22 protein-coding genes and 1 pseudogene are annotated in these 15,792 nt (G+C 67.1%); 22 read left to right on the forward strand and 1 reads right to left on the reverse strand.

Annotated elements, in window-relative coordinates; genetic code table 11:
* Positions 1-287: 287 nt before the first annotated feature.
* Positions 288-1,349: a phosphotransferase family protein gene (locus ACFVWG_RS02815; RefSeq protein ID WP_391541401.1), complete on the forward strand. Its 1,062-nt coding sequence runs from the start codon at positions 288-290 to the stop codon at positions 1,347-1,349.
* A gap of 6 nt (positions 1,350-1,355) precedes the next feature.
* Here the strand turns inward: ACFVWG_RS02815 and ACFVWG_RS02820 are convergent, their stop codons facing one another.
* Positions 1,356-2,405, reverse strand: a complete 1,050-nt coding sequence (locus ACFVWG_RS02820) for a glycosyltransferase family 2 protein (protein ID WP_391541402.1) — start codon at positions 2,403-2,405, stop codon at positions 1,356-1,358.
* 275 nt (positions 2,406-2,680) lie between these two features.
* On the opposite strand from ACFVWG_RS02820, the gene ACFVWG_RS02825 reads away from it, so the two are divergent.
* The 21 genes and pseudogenes from ACFVWG_RS02825 to rplE all read left to right on the forward strand — a co-directional run bounded on the left by ACFVWG_RS02825 (position 2,681) and on the right by rplE (position 15,791).
* Complete coding sequence (locus ACFVWG_RS02825) at positions 2,681-2,899, forward strand: hypothetical protein (RefSeq protein WP_391541403.1); 219 nt, start codon at positions 2,681-2,683, stop codon at positions 2,897-2,899.
* Between the two features lie 16 nt (positions 2,900-2,915).
* Positions 2,916-4,733, forward strand: a complete 1,818-nt coding sequence (locus ACFVWG_RS02830) for a carbamoyltransferase (protein ID WP_391541404.1) — start codon at positions 2,916-2,918, stop codon at positions 4,731-4,733.
* Between the two features lie 6 nt (positions 4,734-4,739).
* Positions 4,740-5,714 carry a hypothetical protein gene (locus ACFVWG_RS02835; RefSeq protein WP_391541405.1) on the forward strand — a complete coding sequence of 325 codons (975 nt, stop codon included), beginning with the start codon at positions 4,740-4,742 and terminating at the stop codon, positions 5,712-5,714.
* Between the two features lie 24 nt (positions 5,715-5,738).
* The gene (locus ACFVWG_RS02840; RefSeq protein WP_391541406.1) at positions 5,739-6,431 is read left to right on the forward strand and encodes a methyltransferase; all 693 of its coding nucleotides are present in this window, start codon (positions 5,739-5,741) and stop codon (positions 6,429-6,431) included.
* Positions 6,428-7,102 carry a hypothetical protein gene (locus ACFVWG_RS02845; protein WP_391541407.1) on the forward strand — a complete coding sequence of 225 codons (675 nt, stop codon included), beginning with the start codon at positions 6,428-6,430 and terminating at the stop codon, positions 7,100-7,102. The genes ACFVWG_RS02840 and ACFVWG_RS02845 overlap by 4 nt, the downstream gene beginning before the upstream one ends.
* Positions 7,102-7,683, forward strand: a complete 582-nt coding sequence (locus ACFVWG_RS02850) for a class I SAM-dependent methyltransferase (RefSeq protein WP_391541408.1) — start codon at positions 7,102-7,104, stop codon at positions 7,681-7,683. The genes ACFVWG_RS02845 and ACFVWG_RS02850 overlap by 1 nt, the downstream gene beginning before the upstream one ends.
* Positions 7,680-8,471 carry an alpha-1,2-fucosyltransferase gene (locus ACFVWG_RS02855; RefSeq protein WP_391541409.1) on the forward strand — a complete coding sequence of 264 codons (792 nt, stop codon included), beginning with the start codon at positions 7,680-7,682 and terminating at the stop codon, positions 8,469-8,471. The genes ACFVWG_RS02850 and ACFVWG_RS02855 overlap by 4 nt, the downstream gene beginning before the upstream one ends.
* 245 nt (positions 8,472-8,716) lie before the next feature.
* Entirely contained in the window at positions 8,717-9,025 is a 309-nt protein-coding gene (gene rpsJ / locus ACFVWG_RS02860; protein ID WP_012923688.1) for a 30S ribosomal protein S10, read from the forward strand.
* A 16-nt stretch (positions 9,026-9,041) separates the two neighbouring features.
* On the forward strand, positions 9,042-9,701 hold the full coding sequence (gene rplC / locus ACFVWG_RS02865) for a 50S ribosomal protein L3 (protein WP_391541410.1): 660 nt from the start codon (positions 9,042-9,044) through the stop codon (positions 9,699-9,701).
* Positions 9,698-10,393: a 50S ribosomal protein L4 gene (gene rplD, locus ACFVWG_RS02870; RefSeq protein ID WP_391541411.1), complete on the forward strand. Its 696-nt coding sequence runs from the start codon at positions 9,698-9,700 to the stop codon at positions 10,391-10,393. Before rplC ends, rplD begins: the two co-directional genes overlap by 4 nt.
* Positions 10,390-10,695 (forward strand): 50S ribosomal protein L23, encoded by a 306-nt coding sequence (gene rplW / locus ACFVWG_RS02875; RefSeq protein WP_329003464.1) that lies wholly within the window; start codon positions 10,390-10,392, stop codon positions 10,693-10,695. The genes rplD and rplW overlap by 4 nt, the downstream gene beginning before the upstream one ends.
* The gene (gene rplB / locus ACFVWG_RS02880; RefSeq protein ID WP_132167354.1) at positions 10,695-11,528 is read left to right on the forward strand and encodes a 50S ribosomal protein L2; all 834 of its coding nucleotides are present in this window, start codon (positions 10,695-10,697) and stop codon (positions 11,526-11,528) included. Before rplW ends, rplB begins: the two co-directional genes overlap by 1 nt.
* A gap of 15 nt (positions 11,529-11,543) precedes the next feature.
* Entirely contained in the window at positions 11,544-11,825 is a 282-nt protein-coding gene (gene rpsS / locus ACFVWG_RS02885) for a 30S ribosomal protein S19 (RefSeq protein ID WP_130441496.1), read from the forward strand.
* 51 nt (positions 11,826-11,876) lie between these two features.
* Positions 11,877-12,350: pseudogene (gene rplV / locus ACFVWG_RS02890) on the forward strand (50S ribosomal protein L22); the annotation flags it as partial.
* A gap of 127 nt (positions 12,351-12,477) precedes the next feature.
* Positions 12,478-13,335, forward strand: coding sequence for a 30S ribosomal protein S3 (rpsC, locus tag ACFVWG_RS02895; protein WP_391541412.1), 858 nt, complete (start codon positions 12,478-12,480; stop codon positions 13,333-13,335).
* Between the two features lie 3 nt (positions 13,336-13,338).
* Entirely contained in the window at positions 13,339-13,758 is a 420-nt protein-coding gene (gene rplP / locus ACFVWG_RS02900) for a 50S ribosomal protein L16 (RefSeq protein ID WP_391541413.1), read from the forward strand.
* The gene (rpmC, locus tag ACFVWG_RS02905) at positions 13,758-14,048 is read left to right on the forward strand and encodes a 50S ribosomal protein L29 (protein WP_391541414.1); all 291 of its coding nucleotides are present in this window, start codon (positions 13,758-13,760) and stop codon (positions 14,046-14,048) included. Before rplP ends, rpmC begins: the two co-directional genes overlap by 1 nt.
* Complete coding sequence (gene rpsQ, locus ACFVWG_RS02910) at positions 14,045-14,341, forward strand: 30S ribosomal protein S17 (protein WP_391541415.1); 297 nt, start codon at positions 14,045-14,047, stop codon at positions 14,339-14,341. Before rpmC ends, rpsQ begins: the two co-directional genes overlap by 4 nt.
* Before the next feature lie 121 nt (positions 14,342-14,462).
* Positions 14,463-14,831 (forward strand): 50S ribosomal protein L14, encoded by a 369-nt coding sequence (gene rplN / locus ACFVWG_RS02915; protein WP_077019238.1) that lies wholly within the window; start codon positions 14,463-14,465, stop codon positions 14,829-14,831.
* Between the two features lies 1 nt (position 14,832).
* Entirely contained in the window at positions 14,833-15,222 is a 390-nt protein-coding gene (gene rplX / locus ACFVWG_RS02920) for a 50S ribosomal protein L24 (RefSeq protein WP_132402636.1), read from the forward strand.
* Positions 15,222-15,791: a 50S ribosomal protein L5 gene (gene rplE, locus ACFVWG_RS02925; RefSeq protein ID WP_391541416.1), complete on the forward strand. Its 570-nt coding sequence runs from the start codon at positions 15,222-15,224 to the stop codon at positions 15,789-15,791. The genes rplX and rplE overlap by 1 nt, the downstream gene beginning before the upstream one ends.
* Position 15,792: the final 1 nt, after the last annotated feature.

A 15,792-nucleotide genomic window follows, 5' to 3' on the forward strand; every position in this document is an offset into this window, starting at 1 on the left:
CCGGCACATCGAGCAGCCCTGTCGATCACGCGGTATCGATAGCACCGCGGCGCCTGGCAGCCAGCGAATCCCTGGGAATTCACGGTGACAGCGGCCGACTCTACCCGCGGTCTTCGGTGCCGAGAAGTCTTGAAGTTGGCGAATTGCTGTGATACCGGCCGGGATTCGGTGATGTCAAAAGCTGCAATTTGTTTCGTTCGAGCCGCGCGCGATTGATATCCAGGCTAAAGTCTTCTATTGATCTTTGCCCATGATCCTGTGCATTTAAAGAGCGCGGGGGTTTTGTTGTGCCTGCTGACACGAATCTCGTCGCGGTGCCGGCCGGCCCGCTGACCGCCGTGACCCGGACCGAGCTCGAGCAGATCCTGGCCCGGCTGCGGCCCGGGAGCCGGCATCGGGTCGAGCGGGCGCGCAGTGCGCTGATCGGCGCCGGTGACGGTCCCGCGACGGTGGAGACCCGCTATGTCTGGCTCGATGTCCGCGAGCACCGGACCGGCGCGCGGGCGACGTACCGGGTGGTGCTGAAGAAGCTCCGGCGGAGCCAAGAAGCGGACCCTGAGCTGCGGCATTGGGCCTTCTGGGAGCGCGAGGCACTGGCGTACGCCTTCGGAGTCCTTCCGCAGGGGTCCATCGGGCTTGTCGCGCCGGTCTGCCTGGGCGTCTTCCAGGACAGCGAGGTGCGGGTCTGGATGGAAGACGTAGCGGGTGACCGCGTTCCGGACTGGAGTCCGGCGCGCTGTGTCGTCGCTGTCCGCCACCTGGCCCACTGGCAGCGACGTGGCGGCGATCGTCCGCCGGACCGGATCTGGTTCGCACGGGCGCAGCTGGCGACCAGGCTGGGGCGACGCGATGCGGTCGATGGCTGGCCGGAATACGACGTGACCGTGCCTGCCGCGCGCCCCGTCTGGGGGGAGCTGGAGCGTCTGTGGGACCTGCGGTTGGAGCTCCTGGGCCGGTTGAATTCGGCGCCGTCCCTGCTGTGCCACGGAGACTTGCATCGCGGGAATCTGGTTGTCGGCGAGGCAGTGACTGTCGCGCTGGACTGGGGTCATCTGGGCGTCGCGCATCCGGGTGAGGACCTGGCGCAGTTCGTGCTCAGTCTCTCGCTCACGGCCGCCACGGCCGAGGAGTTCGACCCGATCGAGCGTGCGCTGGCGACGTCGTACGAGCAGGAGCTCTCTGGTGTCGTCGCGGCCGCCGACGTCCGGTTCGGCTACGAGGCGACCTTGGTCCTCGGGTACTTGTCGAGACTGCGTTGGGCGGTCCGTCATGATGCTCTCGACGAGTATCTCCCGTGGTGGACCTGGACGTTGCCGTGGATCCTGGGACGGGCGAAGGGCCTGATCTGACCGGCGTTACCACTCCCCGTCGAGGGGGAGCGGGTCGCTGATCTGGCTGGGGCGGCCGGCAAGCAGGTGCTGGAGATTGCGGCGATGCGGTGCGGGGAGATCCGCGAGCACTGTCTCGTCGACCTCCGCGAGGTAGTGCTGAGCCGTGCTGAGGGTCGGCGCGAAGTCGTCCGGCTCGAGGAGCCGGGCCCCGAGTACGGCGGCTCGCAGATCGTTCCCCGCGCACATGTCACGGTCATAGTCGGCCTTGAGCTGCGGAGCCCGGGTGGTGATGATCTCGCCGGTCATCTGCACCATCCGGACCCGGTCGGTGAGATTACCGGGCTCGAACATCCGCTGGGTGATCGACGGCGGGCCCTGCTCCCGGCGCCGCCAGTAGTAGACGTCGGTGCTGACGATGTCGACGGACTCGGCGAGCAGATGGGCCAGGACGGTGACCGGGGCATCCTCGTAGCGCATGGCTGGAAAGGCCAGGTCGTGCTGCTGCCAGAAGCGTCGGCGGTACACCTTGTTCCAGACCATTCGGTCGGTGAGCAGAGCGCGGTAGCGGGTGATGTGGGTCCGCGTCTGGTCGACGTCGAACGTCGAGCCGTACCCGTGGTAGGGCGCGATGCCCGCGGTGCTGAGCCGGCGGACATTGCCCGACGCCAGGTCCGAGCCGGTGGCCTCGAGGGTCGCGACCAGGGTTTCGTACGCCTTGACCGGGAGCACGTCGTCGCTGTCGGCGAAGGCGACGTACTCGCCCTGGGCGTGGCGAAGGCCGGTGTTCCGGGCTGGGCCTAGGCCCTGGTTATCCTGCCGGACGATGCGGAACCGCGGATCCGCACGGCAGTGCTCGCGGGCGAGCGTGAGGCTGTCGTCGGTCGAGCCGTCGTCGATCAGCACCACCTCCAGATCGCGCAGGCTCTGGGCGGCGATGGACTGCAGGCACTCGCGGAAGTAGATCTCGACGTCGAAGAACGGGACGATCACGCTGAGGACGGGTGCCACTGTTCCTCCGGTCCGGCCGCGGGCTGGTCCGGCGGCCTCGGTTATCAGGGCCCAGTGGGCCATCATCGATGCTCCGCACGGCCTAAGTCCAGGTTTTCACATTGCACGAAGCTGCAATTTCCTGACGACACGCAGGTCGCCGCGACCCGGGCAGCGGAACCACGTTCTACGGAGTAATGTCCAGGACCGAACAAGCGTCCGTCGGCGCGCCGGAGACGGCGCGCTGATGCGGCCTGCAGTTAGATGCAGTAGACTTCATTTACGAAGATAAGAAACACTCTTTCGTGGCAAAGAATATTCAGGTAAGGTCAAATGCTGTGACTTCACCCAGCATTAGTTTCATGGGCCGGATTTCAGCAGCATCGGCGCTGTTTTCTGCCCAGTTGCATTTCCGCCGGGTGTCCCGGGCGCCCGCCGACCGGCTCTCGACCGACTGGGACCAGCCGCCGGCCTGGGACGCCTGGACGGACGCCGAACAACTGGTAACCCGCCGTTTCGGTCGGCGCTCGTCGACGGCGCCGGCCCGTGAGGTTTCGGGAACCACCTATCCGTTGACCTGAAAGGAGCGCGTAGCCAGTGGTGAACATCCTGGGGGTCTCCGCTCATTACCACGACAGCGCGGCCGCGCTGATCCGGGACGGCCGGGTGATCGCGGCGGCCCAGGAAGAGGTCTTCACCCGACGCAAACACGACTCCTCGTTCCCGGCGGCGGCCGCCGAATGGTGTCTGCGGTCGAACGACCTCGACCATGCCGACGTCGACTGGTTCGCGTACTACGAGTTGCCGCTGCTCAAGCTCCGCCGCGTCCGCGCGTCAGCTGCCGCGGCGGGGACGACCGCGGAGCTGTCCGGCTCCGAGAGCTGGCGCCGGGTGACGGCTCGTGGCCGGCGCGATGTCGGGGCGTTGTTCCCGCAAGGTGCGCCGGGCGCTCGGGTGCTGGCTGTCGAGCATCACATGGCGCACGCCGCCTCGGCCTACTTCCCGAGTCCGTTCGATCGGGCGGCGGTCGTCACGGTCGACGGGGTGGGGGAGTTCACCACCACGTCGATCAGCGTCGGCGGGGGGAATGACCTGCGGCCGCTCCGGCGGCAGTCGTATCCGCATTCGCTGGGACTCTTCTACTCGGCACTGACCTACTACTGCGGCTTCCGGGTGAACAGCGGCGAGTACAAGCTGATGGGGCTGGCGCCGTATGGGCGGCCACGGATGGCGGAGCTCCTCAAGGAACACGTCATCAAACTGGGCGACGACGGGGCGTTCCGGCTCAACCTTCGGTACTTCGACCACCTGGATCCGCTGTCGGACAGCCTGGCATCACCCGCTCTCGACGAGTTGCTGGGGCGCCCGCGGCGCGCGGCGGAGTCCGAGCTCGACGAGTTCTACTGCGACGTCGCGGCGTCCGTGCAGGCGGTGTTCGAAGAGGCCATGATCAAGATCGCGCGGTATGCCCGGACTGTCACTGGCGAGCGCAACCTCTGTCTGGCCGGCGGCAGCGCACTGAACTGTGTCGCCAACAGTAAGGTGCTCGCCGACGCCGGGTTCGACGATGTTTGGGTGCAGCCGGCCGCCAGCGACGCGGGTGGAGCGTTGGGTGCCGCCCTCTACGTGTGGCACCACCAGCTGTCGAAGCCGCGAGTGGCGGCCGGGACGGACAGCATGCGGGGCGCCCAGCTGGGCCCGGCTTTCGACGACCAGGTCGTCGCCCGCTTCCTCGACAGCGTTGGGGCCACCTATCGCACCCTGCCGGAGGATGCGCTCGTCAAGACGACGGCGGAGCTGCTGGCGAACGGCCGGACCGTCGCCTGGTTCCAAGGCCGGCAGGAGTTCGGGCCGCGGGCTCTCGGCAACCGGTCGATCCTCGGTGATCCGCGGTCGGCCTCGATGCAGCAGCACCTCAACGTGGCGGTCAAGAACCGGGAGTCCTTCCGGCCCTTCGCACCGGCCGTGCCGGCTGAGGACGCCGATCGGTACTTCGTGCTCGGCAGGGAGTCGCCGTACATGTTGTTCACGGCCCAGGTACGGCCGGATCAGGTGGTGCAGGTTCCGGCGCAGGACGAGTCGGCGACGCCGGTGGAGCGGGCGCGGCACGTCCGGAGCACGATTCCGGCGGTGACCCATGTCGACCTGTCGGCCCGGGTACAGACTGTTGCCCAGGGCACAAATCCGCTCTTCTGGCGACTGCTGCGCGACTTCGGTGACCTGACCGGTGTCCCGGTCCTGGTGAACACCTCCTTCAATCTGCGCGGGGAGCCGATCGTCTGCTCGCCGGAGGACGCGCTTCGAACCTTCCAGCGCACAGAGCTCGACCATCTGTGCATCGGCAGTCATCTCCTCGACCGGTCCGACCTCGCGGCCGTCGAGCTGTCGCCGCACCTGCCGATGGATCTGGACTGATTGCCGATGAACCTCCTCGACAGCTACTACAACACGCTCTCGATCCTCGTCCCGCCGACGCGGATGGTGCGGTCGAGGACCCTCAACCGGGTACTTCACCAGTTGCCGTACACGCGGCTGCGCAAGCCCCGCATCGGGCTGTTCCAGCCGGATGACCTGCTCGGCTGGTCGCATCGTCGCGCGGTTGAGGTGGTGCATCCGTCGTACGAGTTCCGGGCGCGCTACAGCATCGACGAAGCGGGGCGGCGCCGGACGGTGCCACCGCCGGGACGTGACGTCCCCGATGTGCTGGTGCTCGGCTGCTCCTGGGCTTTCGGGCACGGCGTGAACGACGACGAGACGCTGGCGCAGCAGCTGGCCGGACGAGGCGTCGGGGCCGAGAACTGGGCCTGCATGGGTTATGGGCCGACCCAGGCCTATCTTCAGCTTCGCCAGGCGGTCGAGGTGGGCGGCCTGCCCTGCCGGCCCGACGGGCTCGTCGTCTATGTCTGGGTTCCCGATCAGCTGATGCGAGCGTGGCGACGACGCGAATGGGTCGAGCTGAATGCTTGGATCAATCCCGGCCGAGCGAGTCATCCGGTGGTCGACCTCGAGCAGGGCCGGCTTCGTCCGGCCGGGCTGATCGGTCCCGCCGAGTCGGTCGCGGAGGATCCGCTGCTGCCAGGTCTGGTCGATCGGATGGAGTGGCGACTCACCACGGCCCTGCTGCGTGGACTCCAGGAGCTCGCCGAGTCGGTGGGTCGGCGTTTTGCTGTCGTGACGCCGCCGGTCCCCGGTGGAGATCGCAACCGGGCGAAGATCGCGACTCTGCAGGAGTTGCTGGCGGCCGACCAGGTTCCCGTCATCGATCTTCGAGAGCTGTCGGGGCTACCCGACGACGACTTGTTCTACCGCTTCGACGGCCACCCGCGAGCGATCTGGCACGAGCAGGTCGCCGGGGCGTTGGCCGAGCTCGAACAGCGGTACATCCACGCCGCGTGACAACACGACCTCTGGAGGACCAACGTGCATGGCAACGACGGGATCGACCTGCGGCCCGCGCAACGCTTGATCGACCGGCACCTGGCTCACACCGAGCCGTACCAGGTCGAGATCGACTCGCTGCAGCTCCTGATGCTGCCCGGGGTGTTCTGTCCGACCTATACGAAGACGAGCACCTTCCTGGCCGAGCACACTCAGGTCGAGCCCGGCGAACGGGTTCTGGACATGTTCTGCGGCTCGGGCTATCAGGGCTTGATGGCGGCGCGGCGCGGCGCTTCGGTGCTGTGTGTCGATTGGTCGGCGGAAGCGGTCAGTTGCGCCACGACCAACGCGGAGCGCAACGGGCTGGCCGACCGGGTCGTGGTCCGGCAAGGAGATCTGTTCGCGCCGGTGTCCGGGCAGTTCGACGTGATCATCGCCAATCCGCCGCTGCTGCCGATCACGCCGTCCTCGATGTTCGAGACCGCGGTCTACGACTCGGCGCTCGCGCACTCCAATCGGTTCCTCGAAGAAGTGCGCGACTACCTGGCACCCGGGGGCCGGGCCTACTTCCTGGCGAGTAGCGCGCCGAAGGACCAGGGGCTGTTCGACCTCGGTGCGGAGGCGCGGAACTGCGGGCTCGAGGTCCGTTCGGTCGCGGACCGGGTCCTGCCGTACGAGACGTACACGGTCTTCAAGTTGCAGCTTCCCGTCGGTGCTCGGGTGGCGCGGCGATGACGGGACCGGCATCCGCGCTGCTGAGTCAACTCGAGCTCGCTCGAACCGCGGCGAGACTCGACGGCCCTTCGAAGGAGGAGCTGGAGAAGGCCGTTGCGGACCTGCTCGCCGTTGCGGACCTCGCGGTGCCTGTGCTGACCACACCTGCCGACGAGGTGGACTTCTGGTTCGTCCGAGCGGTGGCTGTGGCCGGACTCGCTGGATGCGAGGTCTGTATCACTCGTGTTTCCGCCGGCGTGGCCACGATTACAGCAGTGCGGCGGGTCGGCTCGGAGACGATCTACTCGGCCGCGTTGGGGCACGGGACCTATGCCGACGACGAGTGGTTGCGTTTCGACTACGGCGTTTCGATCGGCTACGACCTCGTGTTCGACGCGCCAGGTGGCGGCGCGACAGCGTTGTCCGGCTCCGGCTACGACCTTCGTCCGTGTGCGACCCCGGTCACCGGCCTGTTCGAGGTGCTGCACGGCAGGGCGGCCGGCTTTGTCGGGGGACCGGTGGACCCCGCGATGGCGATGGCGATGGCGCTGTTGCTGACCGAGGCACTCGGCCAGGTCGGCGGCCGGGGTGGGCATGCGCCGGGAGCGGACACCTCGTTTCTGGTCGCGGGCGCCCACGCGGTTCATTACGAGCGACTCAGTCGCTGCATCGATCGGGAGGGCGTTCTGTGATGACCGCCTCCACCTCAGGCCCGCGGGCCCGTAACGATCTGCTCAAACTGCACCTGGGGTGCGGGGCGAAGTTCCTGCCAGGGTTCGTCCACATCGATGCCCTCGACCTCGGTCATATCGATCAGGTCGGACCTGTCGAGTCGTTGCCCCAGATCGCGTCGGGTTCGGTCGACCTCATCTACGCGAGCCATGTGCTGGAGCATTTCGGGCGCCACGAGTATCAAGACGTCCTGCGGGAGTGGTACCGCGTCCTACGGCCGGGAGGTCTGCTCAGGCTGGCGGTGCCCGACTTCACCGCCATGGCCGAGGAATACGTGTCGGGGCGGCTGCACAACGGCCTGTCTGATCTGGTCGGTCTCTGCGTCGGTGGTCAGCGTGACCTGCTCGACTACCACAAAATGGTCTTCGACGCCGAGCTCCTGACGGCGGCGCTGCTGGCGGTCGGCTTCGGCGATGTCGTTCCGTGGGATTGGCGAACGGTCGAGCACAGCGACGTCGACGACTACTCGCAGGCGTACCTTCCGCACCTGGACAAGGAATCGGGCCGGCTGATGAGCCTGAACCTGGAGGCGACCAAATGACGTCCGCAGACAGCCGTCCGGCGGTGACCTTCCGCAACCTCGGCGCCTACGGGCGCCTGGGGAACCAGTTGTGGCAGCTCGCCGCGGTCGCAGGTCTCGCGGCGACCCGGAACATGCCGGTGCGGTTGCCGCCGTGGCGCTACGAGCAGGCTTTCAGCATTCCCGGCAACTGGTTCGGCACCGTGTCGGAAGCAGACATCGACGCACCCGACCTCGCCGAGGAGCTCAGTAGCGCGGCGGGAAAGGTCACTCCTTGGGCGAGCACGTCCGGGCGGCTGTTTCTGCAGGACACCACGCTGTGGTGGGAGCACCGAGATCTGGTCCGGAAGCTTCTGGCGCCCTCCGGTCCGGCGGTTGAGCTCGCCCAGCACCTGTACGGCGACGTGCTGAGCGCCGGTGAGGTGACCGCGGTGCATGTTCGCCGTACCGACTACCTGCTGCATAACCGCGTATACCGGCAGCTGGCTCCGGACTATTACGCCGAAGCGCTGCGCGACCGGCGTGGACCGCTCATCGTGTTCTCCGACGATCCCGCCTGGGTGCGCGCGGAATTGGCCTTCCTCGAGCCGGACGCGGTGTCCGACGGGCCGCCCGATTTCGTCGACCTGACCTGTATGAGTCTGTGTGCGCGGCATGTCATCGCCAACTCGTCGTTCTCGTGGTGGGGAGCCTTCCTGTCCGGATCCACCGCCGTGACCTACCCTGCGACCTGGTACACCGCAGACTTCGCGCACCTGCAGGCGGAGGGGCTGCTGGCTCCGAACTGGCCCGCTGATCGGGGTCTCTGACCTCGATTGGCATTCCCCGGCGGATCTCTGGCACAATAGCTGAGTTGCTCGGGCGCGGTTGCCGGGGCGTGCTGCTATGCGCGCCGAACCGGAGACTGCGCCGCGGATCGGTCCGAGACCGATCCTGACCCAACCCACAAGGCAGGATCATGGGGGTGGTGTCGTGTGCTTTCAGCCCGCGACACACCCGACCGCGGGGGTCGGAGCAACGCAACGAAGACGATAGAGAAGGACGAAGCGAAGCGATGGCGGGACAGAAGATCCGCATCCGGCTGAAGGCCTACGACCACGAGGTCATCGACAGCTCGGCGCGCAAGATTGTCGACACGGTGACGCGTACTGGTGCGAAGGTTGCTGGCCCGGTGCCGTTGCCGACGGAAAAGAACGTGTTCTGCGTCATCCGCTCGCCGCACAAGTACAAGGACAGCCGCGAGCACTTCGAGATGCGCACCCACAAGCGGCTCATCGACATCATCGACCCCACGCCGAAGACCGTCGACTCGCTGATGCGGCTCGACCTGCCGGCCGGCGTCGACATCGAGATCAAGCTCTGAGGGACGCGAACAGCCAATGAGCACTTCAACCAAGAACACGCGAGGGCTGCTGGGCACCAAGCTCGGCATGACCCAGACCTGGGACGAGAACAACCGAGTCGTCCCCGTCACCGTGATCCAGGCCGGCCCTTGTGTCGTCACCGGTGTCCGCACCGCTGCCGACGCCGGGTACGACGGCGTCCAGATCGCGTTCGGCGACATCGACCCGCGCAAGGTGACCAAGCCCATGCGCGGCCACTTCGACAAGGCCGGCGTGACGCCGCGGCGCCACCTGCTGGAGCTGCGCACCGCCGACGCCAGCGAGTACACGCTGGGCCAGGAGATCAAGGCCGAGGCCTTCGAGGCCGGCGAGCTGGTCGACGTCTCCGCCACCAGCAAGGGCAAGGGCTTCGCCGGTGTGATGAAGCGGCACGGCTTCCACGGTCTGAGCTCGACCCACGGTGTGCACAAGAAGCACCGCTCGCCGGGTTCCATCGGCGGCTGCGCCACCCCGGGCCGGGTTTTCAAGGGCCTGAAGATGGCCGGCCGGATGGGCCACGAGAAGGTCACCACGCAGAACATCACCGTGCACGCCATCGACACGGACCGCGGCCTCATCCTGCTCAAGGGTGCCGTTCCCGGTCCCAAGGGCGGTCTGGTGCTGATCCGCAACGCCGCGAAGGGGGCTGCCAAGTGAGCACCGTCGACGTCGTCGCCGTGAAGGGCGACAAGGTCAGCAAGAAGGGTTCCGCCGAGCTTCCGGCCGAGCTGTTCGACGTCCAGGTCAACATCCCGCTGATCCACCAGGTCGTGGTGGCACAGCTGGCTGCGGCCCGTCAGGGCACGCACAAGGTCAAGACCCGGGCCGAGGTGTCCGGCGGTGGCGCCAAGCCGTACCGCCAGAAGGGCACCGGCCGCGCCCGTCAGGGCTCGACCCGTGCGCCGCAGTTCACCGGTGGTGGCGTCGTCCACGGCCCCACGCCGCGTGACTACAGCCAGCGGACCCCGAAGAAGATGATCGCCGCCGCGCTCCGCGGTTCGCTGTCGGACCGGGCCCGTGACGGCCGCATCTTCGTGGTCGAGAGCTTCCTCGACGGCGACACCCCGTCCACCAAGGGCGCGCTGAACGTGCTGGCCCAGGTGACCGACCCGGGCAAGGCCCTGGTCGTCGTGGACCGTGCGGACGAGAGCACCTGGCTGAGCCTGCGCAACGTGCAGCACGTGCACCTGATCGCCGCCGACCAGCTGAACGCGTACGACGTGCTCTGCAGCGACGCGGTCGTTTTCACCAAGGCCGCGCTGGACAGCTTCGTCGCCGGCGCACCCAAAGGTAAGTCCGTGAAGGCCGTCGCAACGTCGACCGAGGCCGAGCAGGAGGTTGAAGCATGAGCCACGGAGTGAACAAGGACCCGCGGGACGTGCTGCTGCGGCCGGTCGTGAGCGAGAAGAGCTACGGCCTGCTGGACGAGCAGAAGTACACGTTCGAGGTCGCCCCGGACGCCAACAAGACCGAGATCAAGCTCGCGGTCGAGAAGGTGTTCAAGGTCAAGGTCAACGACGTCAACACGCTGAACCGCAAGGGCAAGCGTCGCCGGACCCGCGCGGGTTGGGGCAAGCGTCCCGACACCAAGCGCGCGATCGTGACCCTCAAGGGTGACGACCGCATCGATATCTTCGGAGGCCAGTCGTAATGGGTATCCGCAAATACAAGCCGACAACGCCGGGCCGTCGTGGCTCGAGCGTGGCCGACTTCGTCGAGCTCACCCGATCGACGCCTGAGAAGTCGCTGCTGCGCCCGCTGCCGAAGAAGGGTGGCCGCAACAACAGCGGCAAGATCACCACTCGGCACCAGGGTGGCGGCCACAAGCGCGCCTACCGCCTGATCGACTTCAAGCGGTACGACAAGGACGGTGTCCCGGCGAAGGTTGCCGAGATCGAGTACGACCCGAACCGCACCGCGCGGATCGCACTGCTGCACTACGTCGACGGCGAGAAGCGCTACATCCTCGCCCCGACCAACCTGAAGCAGGGCACGGTCGTCGAGAACGGTCCGGCCGCCGACATCAAGATCGGCAACAACCTGCCGCTGCGCAACATCCCGGTCGGCTCCACGATCCACGCTGTCGAGCTGCGTCCGGGCGGTGGCGCCAAGATGGGCCGCTCCGCCGGTACCAGCATTCAGCTGGTCGCGAAGGAGGGTCGGATGGCAACCCTGCGGATGCCGTCCGGCGAGGTCCGGATGGTCGACGTACGCTGCCGCGCCACCCTCGGTGAGGTCGGCAACGGCGAGCAGTCGAACATCAACTGGGGCAAGGCGGGCCGGATGCGCTGGAAGGGCAAGCGCCCGACCGTCCGCGGTGTCGCGATGAACCCGGTCGACCACCCGCACGGTGGTGGTGAGGGTAAGACCTCGGGTGGACGCCACCCGGTGTCACCGTGGGGCAAGCCCGAGGGCCGTACCCGTACCCGCAAGGAAAGCGACCGCATGATCGTCCGGCGCCGCAAGGCCGGCAAGAAGCGCTGATAGGAGCCGGCCAGAATGCCACGCAGCTTGAAGAAGGGCCCGTTCGTCGACCACCACCTGGCAAAGAAGGTGGAGGTGCAGAACGAAAAGGGCACCAAGAATGTCATCAAGACCTGGTCCCGCCGATCGATGATCGTGCCGGACATGATCGGCCACACGATTGCGGTGCACGACGGCCGCAAGCACGTGCCGGTGTTCGTGACGGACGCGATGGTCGGGCACAAGCTCGGCGAGTTCGCCCCGACCCGGACGTTCAAGGGTCACGAGAAGGACGACCGGAAGTCACGGCGTCGCTGACCGCTGGTCAGTTGACGACGCGAAAGCAACCTACGGAGAGATTCGAACATCATGAGCGTTCAAGAGCGTAGGGCCGTCAGTGCCCGTCGCGAGAGCCTGTTGGGCGAGCAGCCCGGGGCCTTCGCGGTCGCGCGCTTCGTCCGCGTGACGCCGATGAAGGCGCGTCGCGTGGCCGATCTGGTGCGCGGTGTGGGCGTCGACGACGCACTCGCCACTCTGAAGTTCGCCCCGCAGGCCGCTGCCGCGACCGTGTACAAGGTCGTCGACAGCGCCGCGGCGAACGCCGAGGGCACCGAGCACCTGAGCCGGGACGAGCTGATCGTCTCGAAGATCCTGGTCGACGAGGGACCGACGCTGAAGCGTCACCGCCCCCGCGCCCAGGGTCGGGCCACCCGGATCGACAAGCGGACCAGCCACATCACTGTTGTGGTGCAGCCGCGCGTCATCGAGGAGCCCGCCGCCAAGGCGCCGGCCAAGAAGACCGCCAAGGCGGACGGGGCCAAGGCAGACACTGCCAAGAAGGCCCCGGCCAAGAAGACGGCGAAGAAGGCGGCGGCCGAGAAGTCGGACGCAGCCGAGAAGCCGGCCAAGAAGGCCACCGCCAAGAAGGCGGCAGCCAAGAAGGCCACCGCTGAGAAGAAGGAGTCCTGACGTGGGACAGAAGGTTAACCCGCACGGGTTCCGTCTCGGCATCAGCACTGATCACAAGAGCCGTTGGTACGCCGAGAAGCTGTACAAGGACTACGTCGGCGAGGACGTCAAGATCCGCAAGCTGCTGAGCAAGGGCATGGAGCGCGCCGGTATCTCCCGGGTGGAGATCGAGCGCACCCGTGACCGGGTTCGGGTCGACATCCACACTGCCCGTCCGGGCATCGTCATCGGTCGCCGCGGCGCCGAGGCGGACCGGATCCGGGGCAGCCTGGAGGAGCTCACCGGCAAGCAGGTGCAGCTGAACATCCTCGAGGTCAAGAACGCCGAGGTCGACGCTCAGCTGGTCGCCCAGGGTGTGGCCGAGCAGCTGTCCGGCCGCGTGGCGTTCCGCCGCGCGATGCGCAAGGCGATGCAGACCACCATGCGTGGCGGCGCCCTGGGCATCCGGATCCAGTGCTCGGGCCGTCTTGGTGGCGCCGAGATGTCGCGGTCGGAGTTCTACCGCGAGGGTCGGGTGCCGCTGCACACGCTGCGCGCCGACATCGACTACGGCTTCTACGAGGCCCGCACGACCTTCGGCCGGATCGGCGTGAAGGTCTGGATCTACAAGGGTGACGTGGCCGGCTCCCGGGCCGAGCGCGAGGCGCAGGCTGCGGCTCGCGCTGCCACCCAGCAGCGCCGGCCGGCCCGTCGCGACGACCGTGGTGGCCGTGGTGGCGACCGCGACCGTGGCGGCGACCGCGGTGGCCGCAGCAACAGCGGCGGTGGCCGCGACAACGCACGGAACGCGGCCCCGGCCGCCGAGGCGACTGCCCCGGCTGCCGACAAGCCCGCCGCGACGACCGGAACGGAGAGCTGAACCATGCTCATCCCCCGCAAGGTCAAGCACCGCAAGCAGCACCACCCGAAGCGCTCCGGCGCTGCCAAGGGCGGTACCACGCTGGCGTTCGGCGAGTTCGGCATCCAGGCCCTGGAGAGCCACTACGTCACCAACCGGCAGATCGAGTCGGCGCGTATCGCGATGACCCGGCACATCAAGCGTGGCGGAAAGGTCTGGATCAACATCTACCCGGACCGCCCGCTGACCAAGAAGCCGGCCGAGACCCGGATGGGTTCCGGTAAGGGTTCGCCGGAGTGGTGGATCGCCAACGTGAAGTCCGGGCGCGTGATGTTCGAGCTCTCCGGAGTCACCGAGGACGTCGCCCGCGAGGCCATGCGCCGCGCGATTCACAAGTTGCCGATGAAGTGCCGCTTCATCACCCGAGAGGCAGGTGAGAACTGATGGCTATCCTGACCGCCGCCGAGCTGCGGAACCTGGGCCGGGACGAGCTGCTGAGCAAGCTCGGTGAAGCCAAGGAGGAGCTGTTCAACCTCCGGTTCCAGGCTGCCACCGGACAGCTGGAGTCGCACGGCCGGCTGCGCGCCGTCCGTAAGGACATCGCCCGCATCTACACGGTGCTGACCGAGCGTGCGCTCGGCATCACCGAAGAGGTCGACGCTCCGGTTGCCGCAGCTGAGGTCGAAGAGACTGAGACTGCGGATGACTCCGAGAAGGCCGAGGCGAAGGCATGACCGAGAACGTGAAGGACGAGACCGTGAGCACGACCCCCGAGGCGCGAGGCACCCGCAAGACCCGTGAGGGTCTGGTGCTGAGCGACAAGATGGACAAGACCGTCACCGTCGAGGTCGAGGACCGGGTCAAGCACAAGCTCTACGGCAAGGTCCTCCGCCGCACGAGCAAGCTCAAGGCACACGACGAGCAGAACGCCGCCGGTATCGGCGACCGGGTCCTCCTGATGGAGACCCGGCCGCTGTCGGCGACCAAGCGCTGGCGCGTCGTCGAGATCCTCGAGAAGGCCAAGTAAGCGTTCCGGCCGGCCCCGCGGTGGTCACCACCGCGAGTACCGGCTCGGCAACCAATCGAAATTATTCGTTCCGCAAGGCTCACGTGAGTGAGAACCAGCGAGACAACCAGGAGATCAACAGATGATCCAGCAGGAGTCGCGACTGAAGGTCGCCGACAACACGGGCGCAAAGGAAATTCTTTGCATCCGGGTTCTCGGTGGCTCCGGTCGGCGCTACGCCGGTGTCGGTGACACGATCGTCGCCACCGTCAAGGACGCGATCCCGGGTGGCGGCGTCAAGAAGGGCGACGTCGTCAAGGCCGTCATCGTTCGCACCGTGAAGGAGCGCCGGCGTCCGGACGGCTCCTACATCCGGTTCGACGAGAACGCCGCGGTGATCCTCAAGGCCGACGGTGAGCCCCGCGGTACCCGTATCTTCGGGCCGGTCGGCCGGGAGCTGCGCGAGAAGCGCTTCATGAAGATCATCTCGCTCGCACCGGAGGTGCTCTGAGATGGCTGCACAGCGCAAACTGCACGTGAAGAAGGGCGATCAGGTCCGCGTGATCGCCGGTAAGTCCAAGGGTCTCGAAGGCAAGATCATTCAGGTCCTGCCGGATGCCGAGAAGGTCATCGTCGAGGGCGTGAACCGGGTCAAGAAGCACACCAAGGTGCAGCAGGCCCAGCGCGGCGGCACCACGGGTGGCATCGTCACCCAGGAAGCCCCGATCCACGTCTCCAACGTGATGCTTCTGGTCGAGGTCGAGAAGGACGGCAAGAAGCAGAAGGTGACCACCCGCGTCGGCTACAACCGCGTCGAGGTGCAGAAGCGGCGCCCGGACGGTTCGACGTACGCCGGTTTCCGGAGCGTCCGGATCGCGCGGCGTACCGGCGAGGAGATCTGATGACCGAGACAGTGACCGAGCGGGTTCTGCCCCGGTTGAAGACCAAGTACCGCGAGGAGATCGTCGGCAAGCTGAACGAGGAGTTCAGCTACGCCAACGCCATGCAGGTGCCCGGTCTGACCAAGATCGTGGTGAACATGGGCGTCGGCGAGGCGGCCCGTGACTCCAAGCTGATCGAGGGTGCCGTCAAGGACCTGGCCGCGATCACCGGCCAGGCGCCGCAGGTGACCAAGGCCCGCAAGTCGATCGCCCAGTTCAAGCTGCGTGAGGGCATGCCGATCGGCGCGCACGTCACGCTGCGCGGCGACCGGATGTGGGAGTTCCTGGACCGGCTGCTCTCGCTGGCCCTGCCCCGGATCCGCGACTTCCGCGGTCTGTCGCCGAAGCAGTTCGACGGCACCGGGAACTACACCTTCGGTCTGACCGAGCAGGTGATGTTCCACGAGATCAACCAGGACCGCATCGACCGGGTCCGCGGCATGGACATCACCGTGGTGACCACCGCCAAGAACGACGACGAGGGCCGGGCCCTGCTGCGGGCACTCGGCTTCCCGTTCAAGGAGAACTGAC

This window comes from Kribbella sp. NPDC058245, from assembly GCF_042882005.1.
GTDB lineage: Bacteria > Actinomycetota > Actinomycetes > Propionibacteriales > Kribbellaceae > Kribbella.